At 60.9% G+C, this 16,112-nt stretch carries 14 protein-coding genes; 5 read left to right on the forward strand and 9 right to left on the reverse strand.

The window, feature by feature from the left end; genetic code table 11:
* Positions 1–24 precede the first annotated feature (24 nt).
* A complete protein-coding gene (locus R3F00_RS08650) occupies positions 25–2,457 on the reverse strand; it encodes a protein kinase (protein ID WP_371281382.1) in 2,433 nt (810 codons plus the stop codon).
* Between the two features lie 164 nt (positions 2,458–2,621).
* On the opposite strand from R3F00_RS08650, the gene R3F00_RS08655 reads away from it, so the two are divergent.
* Entirely contained in the window at positions 2,622–2,966 is a 345-nt protein-coding gene (locus R3F00_RS08655; protein WP_371281383.1) for a DUF3301 domain-containing protein, read from the forward strand.
* A 114-nt stretch (positions 2,967–3,080) separates the two neighbouring features.
* On the opposite strand, the gene R3F00_RS08660 is transcribed toward R3F00_RS08655, so the two are convergent.
* The 5 genes from R3F00_RS08660 to petA all read right to left on the reverse strand — a co-directional run bounded on the left by R3F00_RS08660 (position 3,081) and on the right by petA (position 7,094).
* Entirely contained in the window at positions 3,081–3,458 is a 378-nt protein-coding gene (locus R3F00_RS08660) for a ClpXP protease specificity-enhancing factor (RefSeq protein ID WP_371281384.1), read from the reverse strand.
* A gap of 24 nt (positions 3,459–3,482) precedes the next feature.
* Entirely contained in the window at positions 3,483–4,106 is a 624-nt protein-coding gene (locus R3F00_RS08665) for a glutathione S-transferase N-terminal domain-containing protein (RefSeq protein WP_371281385.1), read from the reverse strand.
* A gap of 372 nt (positions 4,107–4,478) precedes the next feature.
* Positions 4,479–5,240: a cytochrome c1 gene (locus tag R3F00_RS08670; protein WP_371281386.1), complete on the reverse strand. Its 762-nt coding sequence runs from the start codon at positions 5,238–5,240 to the stop codon at positions 4,479–4,481.
* Positions 5,233–6,498, reverse strand: coding sequence for a cytochrome bc complex cytochrome b subunit (locus R3F00_RS08675; protein WP_371281387.1), 1,266 nt, complete (start codon positions 6,496–6,498; stop codon positions 5,233–5,235). Before R3F00_RS08675 ends, R3F00_RS08670 begins: the two co-directional genes overlap by 8 nt.
* Positions 6,498–7,094 carry a ubiquinol-cytochrome c reductase iron-sulfur subunit gene (petA, locus tag R3F00_RS08680; protein ID WP_371281388.1) on the reverse strand — a complete coding sequence of 199 codons (597 nt, stop codon included), beginning with the start codon at positions 7,092–7,094 and terminating at the stop codon, positions 6,498–6,500. Before petA ends, R3F00_RS08675 begins: the two co-directional genes overlap by 1 nt.
* Positions 7,095–7,399: 305 nt before the next feature.
* Here petA and R3F00_RS08685 point away from each other — a divergent pair, with 305 nt between their 5' ends.
* Positions 7,400–8,608 (forward strand): S1C family serine protease, encoded by a 1,209-nt coding sequence (locus R3F00_RS08685; protein WP_371281389.1) that lies wholly within the window; start codon positions 7,400–7,402, stop codon positions 8,606–8,608.
* Between the two features lie 193 nt (positions 8,609–8,801).
* Here R3F00_RS08685 and R3F00_RS08690 read toward each other — a convergent pair whose 3' ends face one another.
* The gene (locus R3F00_RS08690) at positions 8,802–9,755 is read right to left on the reverse strand and encodes a lytic transglycosylase domain-containing protein (protein ID WP_371281390.1); all 954 of its coding nucleotides are present in this window, start codon (positions 9,753–9,755) and stop codon (positions 8,802–8,804) included.
* Positions 9,756–9,899: 144 nt separating this feature from the next.
* Here R3F00_RS08690 and miaB point away from each other — a divergent pair, with 144 nt between their 5' ends.
* Positions 9,900–11,246: a tRNA (N6-isopentenyl adenosine(37)-C2)-methylthiotransferase MiaB gene (gene miaB / locus R3F00_RS08695; RefSeq protein WP_371281391.1), complete on the forward strand. Its 1,347-nt coding sequence runs from the start codon at positions 9,900–9,902 to the stop codon at positions 11,244–11,246.
* A 337-nt stretch (positions 11,247–11,583) separates the two neighbouring features.
* Here the strand turns inward: miaB and R3F00_RS08700 are convergent, their stop codons facing one another.
* Complete coding sequence (locus tag R3F00_RS08700) at positions 11,584–13,404, reverse strand: DUF885 family protein (protein WP_371281392.1); 1,821 nt, start codon at positions 13,402–13,404, stop codon at positions 11,584–11,586.
* A 239-nt stretch (positions 13,405–13,643) separates the two neighbouring features.
* On the opposite strand from R3F00_RS08700, the gene R3F00_RS08705 reads away from it, so the two are divergent.
* Both R3F00_RS08705 and R3F00_RS08710 read left to right on the forward strand, forming a co-directional pair.
* Positions 13,644–14,489 (forward strand): 23S rRNA (adenine(2030)-N(6))-methyltransferase RlmJ, encoded by an 846-nt coding sequence (locus R3F00_RS08705; RefSeq protein ID WP_371281393.1) that lies wholly within the window; start codon positions 13,644–13,646, stop codon positions 14,487–14,489.
* A gap of 99 nt (positions 14,490–14,588) precedes the next feature.
* Entirely contained in the window at positions 14,589–15,098 is a 510-nt protein-coding gene (locus tag R3F00_RS08710; protein ID WP_371281394.1) for a Slp family lipoprotein, read from the forward strand.
* Between the two features lie 73 nt (positions 15,099–15,171).
* Here R3F00_RS08710 and R3F00_RS08715 read toward each other — a convergent pair whose 3' ends face one another.
* Entirely contained in the window at positions 15,172–16,101 is a 930-nt protein-coding gene (locus tag R3F00_RS08715) for a cation diffusion facilitator family transporter (RefSeq protein ID WP_371281395.1), read from the reverse strand.
* Positions 16,102–16,112: the final 11 nt, after the last annotated feature.

Below are 16,112 nucleotides of genomic sequence, written 5' to 3' on the forward strand. Positions count from 1 at the left end.
CCCTCCGTGCGCTGTGGCTACGGACTATTTGTCAATTTCGCGAACCAGACGAAAGCCAAGACTATTCAGCGCGACGTCTTCTGCATAACTGTCACTCTCCATCATGCCATCCTTTTCGGTCGACGAAAGCCAGCCACGTCCTCGCAATCCATGCTCGCGGCATCCGGCGGTCAAAACCGCCGTCTTGCCGCAGGCAGACACCCACTCGCGCACATTGCCGTCGATATCGAAAACCCCCGCCGTGGCCGGGAAGCGGCCCACCGGCGCTGTGTCTGCGAATCCATCGCTGCAATCGGAGCCGCTACGCGAATCGTAGGCCCGCTTGTATGCCTCATCGGCCAGATTGGCGGTCTTGCAGGATCCCGCAGGTGCGCTGCGCGCCACCTGGTCCCACTCAGCAGGCGTCGGCAGCCTGTAGCGCTTGCCGGTTTGCTCACTGATCCAGGCCGCGTACGCCTGGGCCTGGTCAAAACTGACGCAGACAACGGGATGGCTGTCGTCCTGGCTGATTCCGGGATTCTGCCATCCGCGTTTGCGTGAAGAGCGGAAGATTGACTCCCGATCACGACAACTGGGCTCCTTGCCAGCGAACTGGCGTTGTCCGCCCGCTCGCCACCATGCTGAGAATTCGCCTCTTGTGGTTTCCCTGCGGGCGAAAGCGAGACTGCTGGTGATGATCACCAACTCGGGGCCGGCCCGGCTTCCCATCGGGTCACTGAAAACGAATCCCGGTTTGCCGATCCTGTCGACCGCTTTCAGGCCGTCGCGAGCGGTCTTGTTGCCCGGATCCAGTTGAATCACCTTTTCGAACGCCGATCGCGCCGCGGTCGCGTCCATCGCCTTGACCGCACTGTTTGCAGATTCCAGGAACTTGTCGACTTCCGTCTGCCTGCGTGCCTTTGCCGCGGCTGCCGCTTCCGCACCTTCCGGTATCGAACCAGCGACTTCGACGGCCTTGTCGATGAACCCGTTGAACTCCTCGATGTTTCCTTCTGCCCAGGAAGCATCTGCGAGAACCAGGTAAGCCTGTGCCGTGGCGACTATGCCCTCCTTCGCAGCCGTCGACTCAGGGTTGATTCTCAACGCCAGCGTGAATCGCTCGAACGCATTCGTTCGCGGTGGATTGGTCAGTCGTTGTGCGGCCAGATCGATTTTCCCCAGCCGGTTCAATTCAACGACAGGGTCCTTGACCGTGGGCAGCGAGGCCATGTCGAGTTCATCGATCGCAAACGTCGAGTCGGAGTCCGCCAGGTCCGTGCCGGAATTCTCCGGCGATTCCGGACCGCTTCCTGCAGGAGGCGGGAATTTCGCGTCCGCTGGCGGGATCTGGGCCGGCGGCCTGTCGTTGGTGCCCGAACCCGTGCCGGCCGAGGCCGTCGTTGTCGAAGTCGAATCCTGGGAACGCAAGGAGAACAACGCGTAGCCCGCGGAACCGATCAGCAACACGCCGACAGCCGCCAACGCCCAGGGCAACCAGGACCGCGCGGAAGCCCTTTCGACAGCCTCGGGGGCGGCCGCCTTGGCGAGCGACTCCTCCATGGTTGGCAACACGCCGATTCGGGTAGGTGCCTCATCGGCAGCCAGCGCGGAGGTCAGGGCTTCACGCTGGATGACCCGGGTGGGCGCCTCGGCACCGGTCGACGCCGCTGTGCCGGCACGCGGCTGGATCGCATTCAGCGCAGCGATGAATTCCTCGGCGTTCTGATAGCGCTCGGCAGGGTCCTTGGCCAGGGCCTTGTCGATGAGGCCCTGCCAATGGGCCTGCGACTCGGGCAAACGGGGGATCGGCTCGAAGACGTGCGCATACGAGACCGCAAAACCGTCGGCCCCTTCATAGGGCGGCTTGCCGGTCAAACCGAACCAGGTCAGAACACCGAGGCCGTACAGGTCCGAGCGTTCGTCCACGTCGCTGCCACGAGCCTGCTCCGGGCTCATGTAGTGGCTGGTTCCGATTGAAATGCCAGCGCTGGTAATGCGTGCCGCCTGGCTGAACGCTCGCGCGATTCCGAAGTCGGTCAGCAGCGGCGTGTCATTGACGTCGAAAAGAATGTTTCCCGGAGCCACATCCCGATGCACATAGCCTCGCTGATGCGCATAGCCCAGCGCATTGGCGACTCCTTCGAGAACTCGAACCAGGTCCTTCTCGGTGAGTCCCATGCGCACGCGCTGGGCGAAATCTCCGCCGGAAAGATACTGCATGGAAAAGTAGTTCAGCTGCGCCTGGGTGACGCCGACGTCGTATACCTGGACGATGTTCGGGTGTGCCAGCGAGGCCAGCATTCGCGCTTCCTGCATGAAGCGCTTGGAGAAAGTGGGATCGGCGGCCAATGTCGGCGACATCACCTTGAGCGCCACTTCGCGGTCGAGCGAAGTCTGCAAGGCCAAATAGACACTGGCCATTCCTCCGACGCCCACCTCGCGCCGGATCACGTAACCTGGAATATCTAGTGCAATCACGGCAGCTCCCCTACCTTTCGCCAGCGATTGTAACCAATCGTGGACGACAGACCGCTACTCTGTGGCCAGATTGCCTTTGGACCGCAAGCCAGCGTGGGCTCCGATCGACCCGCCGATACGGAAATCGGGCCCCTTTCCTGCAGCCCGAGTGCCATGGAAATCACTTGCCCGGGGGCTGTATCGCCAGCAAACTCGGCGGCATGAATGGAACCCTGCTCCTGCTGCTCATGGCCGGCGTCGTTGTCGCTCTCTGGCTTGATGCCCTGAGTGCGCGAGAACTGGCCGGTCGGCGCAGTCTGCAGCTCTGCGAGGAGGCGGGCCTGCAATTGCTTGACCAGAGCGTCGTCCTGCAACGAATCTGGCTGGAACGCGTCAACGGACGGCTCGTGTTCAGCCGCAAGTATCGATTCGACGTCAGTTTCGACGGCACTGATCGGCATCGCGGCAGCATCAGCATGAGCGGCAGAAGAGTCATCAACTTCGCCCTGCCCCAGCGCGAACCCACCTGACCGGACTGGCAAACCCTTCAGGATTGAAGGCAAGCGTGCACAGCTCCTGCTTCTACCCACTCCCCACTCCCCAGTCCCCATTTCGGTCGACCGAGTGAAACGAGGGAGACAAGCCTACTTGACTACGCGCAGGCGAGGCCGGGCCGGCGGCTCCTCAGGCGCAGGAGGTTCGGGTTGCGGGGAATCCTCGGCGGCGAACATCATTCCCTGGCCATTTTCCTGTGCATAGATGGCCAGCACGGCTGAAACCGGCACCTCGATCGAGTGGCTGACTCCACCGAATCGGGCCATGAAACTGACCATGTCCAGACCGATCTCGAGGTGGGCAACCGCGCGCGCCGCGACGCTGAGAACGACGCGACCGTCCTTGATCGAGGCCGGGGGTACTCGCACGCCCGGGGCGTTGGCCTCGACGAGCAGGTAGGGGGTCAGGCCGTTGTCATTGATCCAGTCGTGAATCGCCCGCAACAAATAGGGCCGATTCGAACTCATTGCTGTTTCTGTCACCGGAAAACCTCATGGTCGCAGTGCACGCTCTTCGGGCGTCATGCTGCGGGTAAATACCTGACTTCGAAAGATTCGTTCGCCGTAGTCGATGATCGGCTGGGCATCGCGCGGCAGATTGACCCCCAGCGAGTGAAAGCGCCAGATCAGTGGCGCGAAAGCGCAATCGGCCAGGCTGATCTCGGGGCTCAGGAAGAACTTGGACGCCTTGAATGCGCCCGCATTGCTGGCCAATTCGTCGCGGAGTGCCTTGCGCGCGGCATCTGCACCCTTGCCGTTCTCCTCGATTTCGTCGACCAGGGTTAGCCAGTCATTCTCGAGGCGCACCATGGCCAGGCGAAGCCGGGCTCTGGAAAGCGGGTCCACCGGCATCAGCGGCGGATGCGGATAGCGCTCGTCCAGGTATTCACAGATAACGCTGGTGTCGTACAGGACCAGGTCGCGGTCGACCAGGGTAGGCACCGAGTTGTACGGATTCAGCTCGATCAGATCCTCAGGCGGGTTGTCCAGATCGACGACGACATGGTCGTAGCTGACTCCCTTGGCCGACAGCACCAGGCGCACCCGGTGGCAATGCACGCAATCCCGTGCGGAAAACAGAGTTAGCACTGCCCGCGAACGCTGACTCAAGGCCATGTCGGAACACCTCCCCTGGCGGGTGGGACACCCGCTTGACCATGAAAACCGGGCTATACCCGGTAATGCTCGATTCGGGACACTCTACTACGCTGCAACGAAAGCGCATAGATCGGCCTCGGGGCAAGCCCGAAATATCGATTCAAGCAACTGATATCAAAGGGGAATTCACAACCTGCCCTGCTCATGCGGACAGGCTCTGGCAGCGACCGTCAAACGGCATTGGCGAGTCAGGCTGCAGGAGTCCGGAGAGATCCCGCGGCAGCTTGCCGAACTCGAGCCCCCGCCCGGACCGTTCTCGGGCCCGGGCGGCAGGAAAAGGCAGACGGCGACTGACCGGGCGCCCGGAATGCGCAACTCCGGGCCGGATCCTCAGTGCACGTCTTTCCAGTATTCCTGCTTGAGGAAATACGCCAGCAGCGTGAACAGGGTCAGGAACAACAACACCCAGATGCCCACCGACGTGCGCTTCAAAGCGGCCGGTTCGGCCGTGTACTCGAGGAAATTGGTGATGTCCCGAGCGACCTTGTTGAATTCCTCGCTGCTCATGCTGCCAGCCTGATGCAGCTCGAACTTCTCGAAGTGAGCGGGTTGATCGCCGTGCGCAGGGGCGAAGCTCGCCGTCTGCAGTCCCTGAAGCTCCCACAGCGGATTCGGCATCGAGGCATTCGGGAACACGGTGTTGTTCCAGCCCAGCGGCCGACTCGGATCAAGATAGAACGACTTCAGATAGTTGTAGATGTAATCCACACCCTTGGCCCGCGCCATCAGCGAAAGATCCGGCGGAGCCGCGCCAAACCACTGCTTCCCGTCGGCCGGATTCATCTTTGCCGGAACCCGCTCGCCGAAATTGACCCCGCTGAAATTGAAGTTCTGCATGACCTGGTCTTCGGTGAGCTTCAGGTCTTCGGCGATACGCGAGAAGCGCATCAGGTTCAGCGAGTGACAACCGGAACAGTAGTTGAAATAAAGCTTTGCACCGTTCTGCAGTGAACCGATATCGGACAGGCTGTTGTTGGCCGGGGCGAGGCCTTCAGCCGATGAGGCCATCGCCGCAGGCGCGCCGATCAGCATCATGCCAATGACGATCGAGCCCAGCAGATTTCGTGTCGTGCGCATGATTGCCTCAGTCATGGCTGGTCACCCGTTCCGGGACCGGCTTGGTCTTCTCGAAGCCGAACGCGGTATAGACCCAGAGGAATATGAAGAAGCCGAAGTACGAAACCGTCAGCACGCGACCGATGATGGTCTCGACCGGATCGGTTCCGGGGCCTGCTCCGATCTTGCCGAGCCAGACAAAGCAGATGGCAAGCACGAACAGACCCACGCGGAACCCGGTGCCGCGGTAGCGCCAGGATTTGACCTTGCCCCGATCCAGCCAGGGCAGCAGGAACAGGATCGCGATCGCACCAAACATCGTCAGCACACCGGCCAGCTTGTTCGGTACCACGCGCAACATCGCGTAGAACGGCGTGTAGTACCAGGTCGGCTTGATGTGCTCCGGCGTGACCAGGCGGTTGGCCTCGATGAAATTGTCGTGCTCGAGGAACAGGCCGCCAAAGGTCGGCGCAAAGAAAATGATGAAGGCGCAGATCAGCAGGAAACAGCCCGTGTAGAAAAGATCCTTGACCGTGAAATACGGATGGAACGGAACACCATCGGCCGGTGCGTTGGCAGACCAGCGGTTGCCCTTCGGGCCCTTCTTGATCTCGACGCCATCCGGGTTGTTCGATCCGACTTCGTGCAGGGCGAAGACATGCAGCACGACCAGCAGCAGCAGGACCAGCGGCAGGGCGATGACATGCAGGGCAAAGAAGCGGTTCAGGGTGGCATCGGATGGCAGGTAGTCACCCATGATCCATTCGGTGAGGATGTCGCCGACGTAGGGGATCGCCCCGAACAGCGAAATGATCACCTTGGCACCCCAGAACGACATCTGGCCCCAGGGCAGCACGTAACCCATGAAGGCCTCGGCCATGAGAACCAGATAGATCAGCATGCCAAGCAGCCAGACCAGTTCGCGTGGCTTCTTGTACGAGCCGTACATGACGCCGCGGAACATGTGGATGTAGACGACCACGAAGAACGCGGATGCACCGGTCGAGTGCATGTAGCGGATCAGCCAGCCCCACTCGACGTCGCGCATGATGTATTCGACCGAGGCGAAGGCTTCCGCCGCGCTCGGCTTGAAAAACATCGTGAGGAAGATGCCGGTGACGATCTGGTTGACCAGCACCACCATCGACAACACGCCGAAGATGTACCAGATATTGAAGTTTTTCGGAGCGTAGTACTCCGTCATGTGCTTGCGATAGAACGGCAGGAACGACGGAGCACGGTCGTTGAACCAGTCCTGCACGCCGGATGCTGCCTGGGTCAGTCGATTGGCCATTAGGCTGCCCCCTCGCTGATGCCGATCATGATGTGGTTGTCATCAACATAGTAGTAGGGCGGAACGACCAGGTTGGTCGGCGCCGGCACGCCATCGAAAACGCGGCCGGCCATGTCGAAACGCGACTTGTGGCAGGGGCAGAAGAAACCGCCCTTCCAGTCCGCATCGAAAGGTTCGGGCGTCAATTCCGGATACAGCTTGGGAGCACAGCCGAGATGCGTGCACAGGCCGACGATGACGAGAGTCTCGGGCTTGAGCGAACGGTATTCATTCTGCGCGAACGCAGGCTGCTGGTCGCCGTTCTCCGACTTCGGGTCCTTGAGCCGCGGATCCAGCGAGGGCAGCACGTCAAGCTGCTCCTGGGTGCGGCGAATGATCCAGATCGGCTGCCCGCGCCATTCGTACATGACCATCTGGCCGACTTCGAGCTTGCTGATGTCGGCTTCCACCGGTGCACCAGCCGTCTTCGCCCGTGCACTTGGCTGCCAGGATTTGATGAAAGGTATGGCCGCAACCGCAACTCCAACGCCGCCGACGACTGCTGTCGTTGCGGTCAGGAATCTGCGGCGGCCCTTGTCGACGCCGTCATTTGCCATCCGGCACTCCACGAGATGCTTGCTGAAAAACGGAAAGGAAACAGAATTTGAAGCGGGCCTGCCGCACAATCCCGCTAGTTTAACGAAGCACCCCGAAGCGCACAATCAATGGCTGCGCGACACGATGTCCAGTGGTCTGCACCCCTTGTCCTGCCAGCGCAGGCCCTTGCAGATCGGACCATCGGCACTGGCGCGATTGATCGAAAGGCACCGAAAGTGCTTCCATGTAGGGCTGACAGCCAATCTCTGGTTCCAGCCAGGCTGCTTTCGCCGCCTCCAACAGACGCCGCCGAGGCCCGATTACCATGCAACGCGCCACTGCCCGAACCCTGTCCTTCATTCTGCGCTTTGCCGTGCTCGGGCTTGCGATTGCGTTTGTCCTGACTCTTTTCGCACCGAATCTGGTCGACCGCCTTCGTGGTTCGGCGCCCGCTCAACCCGATGCTGCGCCCGCGCCAGTCGCAGGGCGCTATTCCGAGGGTCCGGTGTCCTATGCCGATGCCGTGACCCGGGCCGCACCGGCCGTGGTGAACATCTACGCCAACAAGATGACCACGGTTCGCCAGTATCGGATCGTCCCCGATCCAGTGACCAAGCGTCTGTTCGGGGCCATTGCAGCCGGCCCGTCCTACAAGAAGCAGGAGCAAAGCCTCGGCTCCGGGGTCATCTTCAGCGCGGATGGCTATGTCCTGACCAACAATCACGTGATCAGCGGCGCCGACGACATCCAGGTGATGCTGTTCGACGGCCGCGTCGCCCAGGCAAGCCTGATCGGTGCCGACGCGGATACCGACCTGGCCGTGCTCAAGATCGACGCCGACAACCTCCCGACCATCGCAGTGGCCGACCGCGGCGATGTCAACGTGGGTGACGTCGTGCTCGCCATCGGCAACCCGTTTGGTGTCGGCAAGACCGTCACCATGGGCATCGTCAGCGCAACCAGCCGCCAGTTGCGCCTGTCCGCCTACGAGGAATTCATCCAGACCGATGCCGCGATCAATTTCGGCAACTCCGGTGGCGCCCTGGTCAACGCACTGGGCGAACTGGTTGGCATAAACACCGCGGTGTATCGCAATTCGGGTGGCGACGGTCGATCCTCGACCGGGGCACAGAACGCCGAGGGCATCGGCTTCGCAATCCCGGTGGCAACGGCAAAGGTCGTTCTTGACCAGATTATCAGCCATGGCATGGTCATCCGCGGCTGGATCGGCGCCGAGTACGCGGATCCCGCGATGACCAGCCAGGCCGATCCGGGAGCCTCGGCGCCGCAACGCGGTGTGGTCGTGCTGGAAGTGCTGCCTGGAGGACCCGCCGACAAAGCCGGTGTACGCAATGGCGACGTGCTGATGGGCATCGATGGCGAGGACATCGTCAATCAGGCGTTCCTGCGCAGCCATGAGGCGACCCTGCCGCCTGGCAAGGTCGTTCGCCTCGACGTGCTCCGCAACGGCATACCGTTTTCGGTTGAACTGACCCTGATGCAGCGTCCGGCCAACTACGTGGCAGGCATCTGACTCAATTGCACGCAGACACGCGTCGTGATGCTCCCGTAGGGGTGGGTCTCAGACCCACCCTCTGTTTGGAATTTCGAGCACAGGCGAGAAGCGGGCGGGTCTGAAACCCGTCCCTACGATTCGCATCTGCGATCCGCCTCCACGACTCTCTCGACGCAGGTTGGATTCCGAATATCAGATTGCGGGGTTTCGCTCAAAGCGCCTTCTTGTAGCGATCGCGCAAGGTGGCGACACGCTCGACATAGACCTGGGTCTCTGCGTAAGGCGGTACGTCGGCATATTTCTGCACTGCACCCGGACCGGCATTGTAGGCCGCCGTGGCGAGGCGCTCGTCGCCGTTGAAGTTCTTCAGCATCATGGCCAGATATTGCGCGCCGCCACGGATGTTCTGGGAAACATCGAAGGCATCGACGACGCCAAGGTCATTGGCCGTGCCGGGCATCAGCTGCATGAGCCCTTGTGCGCCCTTGGCAGAGATGGCCATGGGATTGAAGGCGGATTCCGCGTGGATCACGGCACGCAGCAGAGCCGCATCGACACCGTAGTCGGCCGAAGCCGATGCGACCTCCTCCTTGAACGCTTCGAGATTCAGCGCAGTCCTGGAGAAATTGATGGTCGAATTGACGTCGCAGGCCACGCAGGTCGCGATATAAGTGAACAAGACCGCAAAACGCCCGTCCTTCGGCCGCACATTGGTGTATTCGGTGATTCCGCTGCTGCGCTCGACCCGGTACACGGCACCGCGCAATACTTTCGGTGCCGGCTTCGAGGTGCCGGCACCGGTCATTACCCTGGCCACCGGTTTGGTTTCGGCCTCCACGGTCGCGGTTTCTGCCACTTTGTCGGGTTTCGGCGCCGAAGCGACCAGCAACGCCGTCGAGCTGACCCCACTCCCGGTCGCGCGAACGTCGGGCTTTTCCTGGTAGTCGACCGAACGCCTTGCCTGCGCACTCCTGGGCGCGGGTTTGGCGGACGCGTAGCTGCCAATGGCCTTGCACGCGGTGAACGAGGACTTCTTGTTGGTATAGGCCACGCTGCCACCCGGCCCCTCGCACTTGTACAAGGTGTCGGCATGCGCAAGCGCCGGGATCATCAACATGATCGAGGCAATCACGCCAAGCACTTGATTTGTCGAAATTTGTCGCATGATCGCCATTCAACCACATCCACCCGCCCGATACCGGAATAGCGGTGGCCAACGAAATTTGCCCTGAAACACGTCACCATCCTGCTGGCGGGCATCAAGTCCAGTGCGTAAACTACTGGGTTTACTGAGAATTCTCCAGATCCAATGAGCGGAAAGCTGTACATCAAGACCCACGGTTGCCAGATGAACGAGTATGACTCGACCAAGATGGCCGACATTCTCGGGGCCGCCCACGGGCTCGAATTGACCGAGGACGAAGGCGAAGCCGACGTGATCCTGATCAATACCTGCTCGATTCGCGAAAAGGCACAGGAGAAGGTTTTCAGTCAGCTCGGGCGCTGGAAGGACCTCAAGAAACACAAGGAGTCCGTCGTCATCGGCGTCGGCGGCTGCGTCGCCAGCCAGGAAGGTGAAGCCATCGTCAAGCGTGCGCCCCACGTAGACCTGGTGTTCGGACCACAGACCCTGCACCGGCTGCCCGAGATGATCGAGGCCCGACGCAGCAGCGGCAAGCCCCAGGTCGATATCAGCTTCCCCGAGATCGAGAAATTCGACCGTCTGCCCGAACCGCGTGCGGAAGGCCCGAGTGCCTTTGTCTCCATCATGGAAGGCTGTTCCAAATACTGCAGTTTCTGTGTCGTGCCGTATACGCGCGGCGAGGAGATCAGTCGTCCGTTCGACGATGTGCTCGCGGAAGTGGCAATGCTTGCGGAGCAGGGTGTACGCGAGATCAACCTGCTCGGGCAAAATGTCAATGCCTACCGCGGCACGATGTTCGATGGAGGCATCGCCGACCTCGGCTTGCTGATCCAGGCTGTTGCGCAGGTCGATGGCATCGGACGAATCCGTTTCACGACCTCGCACCCGATGGAATTCAGCGATTCGCTGATCGAGGCCTATGCCAGCGTTCCCGAGCTTGCCAATTTTCTGCATTTGCCGGTGCAATCCGGTTCGGATCGCATTCTCTCGGCCATGAAGCGCGGATACACCGCTCTCGAGTACAAGCAGCGCATCCGCAAACTGCGCGCCGTGCGACCCGACATCTGCGTCTCCTCCGATTTCATCGTAGGCTTTCCGGGCGAAACCGATGCGGATTTCGAAAAGACCATGAAGCTGATCGACGACGTCGGCTTCGATCAGAGCTTCAGTTTCATTTTTTCCTCACGTCCCGGCACGCCGGCTGCAAATCTCGAAGACGAAACCCCGGATGCGGTGAAACGCGAACGCCTGGCCCGACTGCAGGCCGTCCTCAACGAAAACGCGCGAAAAATCAACGAAGCCATGCTCGGAACGATCCAGCGCGTACTGGTCGAGGGCCCCAGTCGGCGAGACCCGAACGAGATTACCGGGCGTACCGAGAACATGCGCAAGGTGAATTTCGCCGGCCATGCGCGCATGACCGGACAGTTTGTCGATGTTCTCATCACCGAGGTGATGGCCAACTCGCTGCGTGGACGCCTGAAGCTGACCGAGGACGAACAGGCCGCCTGATCCGGACTCGATGCCGGCCCCTTTTCCGCGCGCCCAACTCGCTGCTGCGCCGCCGACTTGCACCAGGCAGGTCGGTGCCGGAACGGCAGCGGCCCGCACTTCCAGCATGACACCCGGGCGAAAGCGAATGGCAACCCGTCCCGTTCGCGCGAGCTGCGCGCGGCAAACCGGACCACGAACGCCGCAGGCAGAGCCGGTAACCTTCGGCGCGGAGCTTCTGCCTGATCAAGACCCGGATTCACGAGGTCCTCCAGCGCACCGTGCGGTGCACTGGACGACTCAAGCTGCTCCGACCGACCCGGAACGGGCAGTGGTCAGCCCGGAAACGCGATCGATCTCATCCGCCCCTGGTCCTCTCGATCCAGTCGTCAATCACGCGTTCGACCAGCGAAAGCGGAAGCGCGCCGTGGGTCAGCACTTCGTCGTGGAAGGCGCTGAGCGAGAACTTGTCGCCGAGCTCGCGCTTGGCCTTCTCGCGCAGTTCGAGAATCTTGATCATTCCGGCCTTGTAAGCCAGCGCCTGGCCGGGAGCTACGAAATAGCGCTCGATTTCGGCGGTGACGTCACCTTCGCCCATGCCGGTGTTTTCGAGCATGTACTGGATCGCCTGCTCGCGTGTCCAGCGCTTGTAGTGGATGCCACTGTCGACGACCAGACGAACCGCGCGCATCATTTCGTCTCGCAGGCGACCGAGGTTGTCGAGCGGATCGTCCTCGAAGCCCATTTCCCAGGCCAGTCGTTCGGCATAGAGTGCCCAGCCTTCGGAATAGGCCGTGAAGGGCAGCACGCGGCGGAAGAAGGGTACGCCCTGCAACTCCTGCGCGATCGTTATCTGGAAATGATGGCCGGGAATGCCTTCATGATAGGACAGCGTTCGCATGGCGAACTTCGGAGTTTCGCCAGGATCGCGCATGTTGGCGTAGAACACGCCGGGGCGTGAGCCATCGAAGGCGCCACTCTGGTAGTACGCACCGGGTGCCGATTTTTCCGAGAATTCGGGGATCGGCTTGACCTCGACGCCGAGTTTTGGCCGTCGATTGAACGTGTCGCCGAGGTTGTCGTTGATATCGTCGAGGATGGCCTGGTATTCGGCGATCATGGCCGCCTTGCCCTCCGGCGTATTCGGATACATCTGCTCGGGCTGATGCGCCAGTTGTTGCACGCGTTCTCCCACGCTTCCCTCGACCAGCCCCTGCGCAACCAGAATCGCATCCATTTCGGCGCTGATTCGGGCCACCTCGGCAAGACCGAGCTCATGCACCTGTTCCGGCGTCATGTCGGTGGTCGTGTGACTGCGCACGGCCCAGGCGTAGTACGCGTCGCCATCCGGCAGGCTCCATGCGCCACGATTCTCGGTCGCCTTGGCCTGCAATCCGGTGAAGTAGGCGATCATTTCCCGATAGGCGGGATAGACACTTGTCTCGATGGACGACTCAACCGAGGCCAGCAAGCTGTCTTTCTCGGCCTGGTCGATCTTTTCGGCATCGAGCTTGCCGAGCTTTTCCGCGAAGCTCGTGTAGAGCATGTTTTCGGAGGCCGGCATTTCGATGAAGCCGTTCATCTGGTCCAGCACCTTGTCGACCGTGAACTTTGGCGGAATCACGCCCTTTTCCTCGCGCAGCTTCAGCCCCTCCAGCACCTGGGAAAAGTGCTTCGGAAACTGATCCAGACGCTTGACGTAGTTTTCAGCATCGGATGCGTTGTTGACCTGGTGGGTCTGCGCCATGAAGTTGGGCAGGCTGGATTGCACGCCGAACATTTGGTTGACCGGGAAATCGTTGTAGCGGAAGCGGTCACCCTCGACCTGATCGGCGAGAAAGAATTCCAGTGCGTCGTAGGACAGCTTGCCTTCGGCATCGAGCGAGTCGCGGTCATAGCGTCGCAGCATGTCGAGATCGGCTTTGATCATTGCCGACATTTCGTCGCCATGCGCGACAGACGCATCGTCGAGCTTGCCGCTGTAGAAGTCCGCCCAGGGCGGCAGAATGCGCATGCTGCTGAGCATCTGGGGACTCTGAAGCGCAAACTGGCCGAATACGCGACCGTAGAACCAGTCGATCTTGTAGGGCTTGAAATACCAGACGTGCACGAACAGCAGCGCAAGTACGACAACCAGCACCAGGATCAGACGAAAAAACCACTTGAAGAACGTTCTCACGGGCCCATCCCCTCGAGGCAAACAGGCACCCAGCGTAGCAGCCATCACGGACCGGACAGCATGGCCAGAAGTAACGCCCCGTGCGGCGCAAGCCGGGCGACGCCGGAGCCCTTGTTGTGCCGGTTCCTCCCGGCATCCAATTGTGTCGCTTTATACGCTGTTGCCGACAGAGCCCCGGGGCGCGTATGTTGAGGGTGCAAGCCGCCTGCCCCGGATGTTTCGCCTGGATCAGTACTGCCATGAACTACCGTCACGCCTTCCACGCCGGCAATTTTGCTGATGTCTTCAAGCATTCGATCCTGGTCGGGCTGGTTGAGGCGCTGAAGGCGAAACAGACGCCGTTCGGATTCATGGATACGCATGCCGGGCGCGGCCGCTACCAGCTCGACGGTAGTGAAGCCAAGCGCACCGGCGAATCGGCCAACGGCATTCATCGCTTGCTCGGCGCAACCAGGGCGCCGACACTGGTCCATGTCTACGTCAATCTTGTTCGTTCGCTCAACGCCGGACACGAGGAGCTGAGCGTCTATCCAGGCTCGCCACTGATTGCCAGCCTGCTCATGCGGGAAATTGACCGTGGCACCCTGTGTGAACTCCAGCCTGAAGAGTGTTCGGCCCTGAAATCGGTCTTCCGCGGGGATGCGCGCTTTTCCGTACATGAGCGCGACGGCTATGCTGCCATGAATGCACTGCTGCCACTCAAGGAGCGGCGCGGGCTGGTCTTGATCGACCCGCCTTTCGAGGCTCAGGACGACGAATTTCGAATCATCGAGAAGGCACTGGCCGATGCTTCGAAACGCTGGCCAGGCGGAATATATGCCATCTGGTATCCGATCAAGTTGCGCCAGCAGGTTCAGCCCTTCCATCGCTGGCTGGCCAGGAGCGCATTCGACAAAGTCCTGATCGCCGAGTTGTTGTTGCACCCGGACAATTCCGCCTTGCGCCTCAACGGATGCGGAATGGCCCTCATCAATCCGCCGTGGAAATTCGATCGTCAGCTGGAAGAACTTCTGCCCGCCCTGCAGGAGCTGTTGTCGCAAAGCCGGTTCGGACAACACCGAGTGGAGTGGCTGAAGCAGGACTGACGCTCGCCGATCCTTCTGGAATCGCGCTCGACGCGATGCGTGACCCCTGCACGTCACTGGGGGAAAATGGCGATGGAATCCCTTCCCTGGATTGCAATCATGCGTTCTCGGCGAGTTGCACGTTCTGTTCTGGCTCTGGCGGCACTGCTCGCACTCATGACCGGCTGCGCCACTCCGGTTTTCCAGCATCTCGAAAACACGATCGCCATCACCCCTGTCGACGTGCAGCAGGCTGCGGAACGATTCAAGGGCGCCGAGGTCCTCTGGGGTGGACGCATCGTCTCGATCGAGCACCTCGAGAGCAGCACACGCGTGGAAATCGTCGCCTATCCACTCAACCGGGCGCAGCAACCTGCTCCCGAAGCAGGCAGCGTCGGACGCTTCGTGCTGCTCGTGCCCGGAATTGCAGAACCCCCGAACTACGCACCTGGACGCCACCTCACGGCACAGGGCGTGATTTCAGGACTATGGCAAGCCCGGACGAATGATCGGAAGTATCTCTTTCCCGTCGTGCAAGCCACGGCTGTCAATATCTGGCCCTGGGGATTCATGCTCGATAGCCAGCCGCAGATCAGCATCGGCATTGGCGTTGGAACGCAAATCCACTGAGCCAGGTCTGATCAGGCGAAACACCTTCGCGCCCCTGTCTGCGTGCTGATCGCGGCGTCGGGAGATGGTCGGATTATTCCGGGTTTTTCTCTTCGTGATCCGAATTGTCCGGCTCGAAGAAGCTGAAGCGCACGGCGGGGAAGCGAGCGCGGAATTCCCGTTCGACCTTGTTGATGTCCCCGATCATTGCCAACGCCGACACGCTCTCCTGCATTCGTGCCTTGACCGACACCATGACGTCGTTGCCCAGCTGCAATGTCAGCAGGTTGTAGACCTCGGCAATCTCGGCACGTTGTTCCAGGAATGCCCGCATCTCGCTCCTGATCGTGGAATCGACACTCTGCCCGATCAGCATCGCCTTGACCTCGATCGAGATGAATACGGCAACGATGATCAACAGCGCACCGATGGCCAGCGTGCCGATCGCATCCCAGATCGGGTTGCCGGTCCACATCGCAAGACCGACAGCGAACAGCGCAAAGGTGAGGCCGAGCAAGGCGGCCAGATCCTCGCCGAATATCACCACAAGCTCAGCCTGCCGGCTTTGCCGGAACCATTGCCACAACGAACGGTTTCCGCGGGCCTTGTTGACTTCAATCATGCAGGCACGCATGGAGATGGACTCCACGATGATGCCGAACGCAAGCACGCCAACCGCTATCCATGGCGACTTCAAGGGCTCGTCCGAACTGAGCTTGTGAATGCCTTCGTAGAGCGAAAACATGCCCCCGACACTGAACAGCATCAGCGCCACGAGGAATGACCAGAAATAGACCGCCTTGCCATAGCCGAGAGGATAGTCGGGGCTCGGCGGCCGCTTCGCCTGGCGGATTCCGAGCAGCAGGAGCAGCTGATTTCCGCAATCAGCCAGCGAATGAACAGCCTCGGCCAGCATCGCGCCGGATCCCGTGATCAGTGCCGCCACAAGCTTGGCGACAAAGATGGAGAAATTGGCACCCAGTGCGAAGAAGATCGCTCGAAGTGAATTGCCTTGGCCTGCCATGAGCTGTCCCG

The sequence above is a fragment of the Dokdonella sp. genome (assembly GCF_041395345.1).
Taxonomy (GTDB): domain Bacteria; phylum Pseudomonadota; class Gammaproteobacteria; order Xanthomonadales; family Rhodanobacteraceae; genus Dokdonella.

Excerpts from the sequence above, each read along its gene's own strand:
- R3F00_RS08660 (WP_371281384.1), bottom strand. The coding sequence starts at position 3,458 with ATGAGTTCGAATCGGCCCTATTTGTTGCGGGCGATTCACGACTGGATC.
- R3F00_RS08665 (WP_371281385.1), bottom strand. The coding sequence starts at position 4,106 with ATGGCCTTGAGTCAGCGTTCGCGGGCAGTGCTAACTCTGTTTTCCGCA.
- R3F00_RS08670 (WP_371281386.1), bottom strand. The coding sequence starts at position 5,240 with ATGACTGAGGCAATCATGCGCACGACACGAAATCTGCTGGGCTCGATC.
- R3F00_RS08675 (WP_371281387.1), bottom strand. The coding sequence starts at position 6,498 with ATGGCCAATCGACTGACCCAGGCAGCATCCGGCGTGCAGGACTGGTTC.
- petA (WP_371281388.1), bottom strand. The coding sequence starts at position 7,094 with ATGGCAAATGACGGCGTCGACAAGGGCCGCCGCAGATTCCTGACCGCA.
- R3F00_RS08685 (WP_371281389.1), top strand. The coding sequence starts at position 7,400 with ATGCAACGCGCCACTGCCCGAACCCTGTCCTTCATTCTGCGCTTTGCC.
- R3F00_RS08690 (WP_371281390.1), bottom strand. The coding sequence starts at position 9,755 with ATGCGACAAATTTCGACAAATCAAGTGCTTGGCGTGATTGCCTCGATC.
- miaB (WP_371281391.1), top strand. The coding sequence starts at position 9,900 with ATGAGCGGAAAGCTGTACATCAAGACCCACGGTTGCCAGATGAACGAG.
- R3F00_RS08705 (WP_371281393.1), top strand. The coding sequence starts at position 13,644 with ATGAACTACCGTCACGCCTTCCACGCCGGCAATTTTGCTGATGTCTTC.
- R3F00_RS08710 (WP_371281394.1), top strand. The coding sequence starts at position 14,589 with ATGCGTTCTCGGCGAGTTGCACGTTCTGTTCTGGCTCTGGCGGCACTG.
- R3F00_RS08715 (WP_371281395.1), bottom strand. The coding sequence starts at position 16,101 with ATGGCAGGCCAAGGCAATTCACTTCGAGCGATCTTCTTCGCACTGGGT.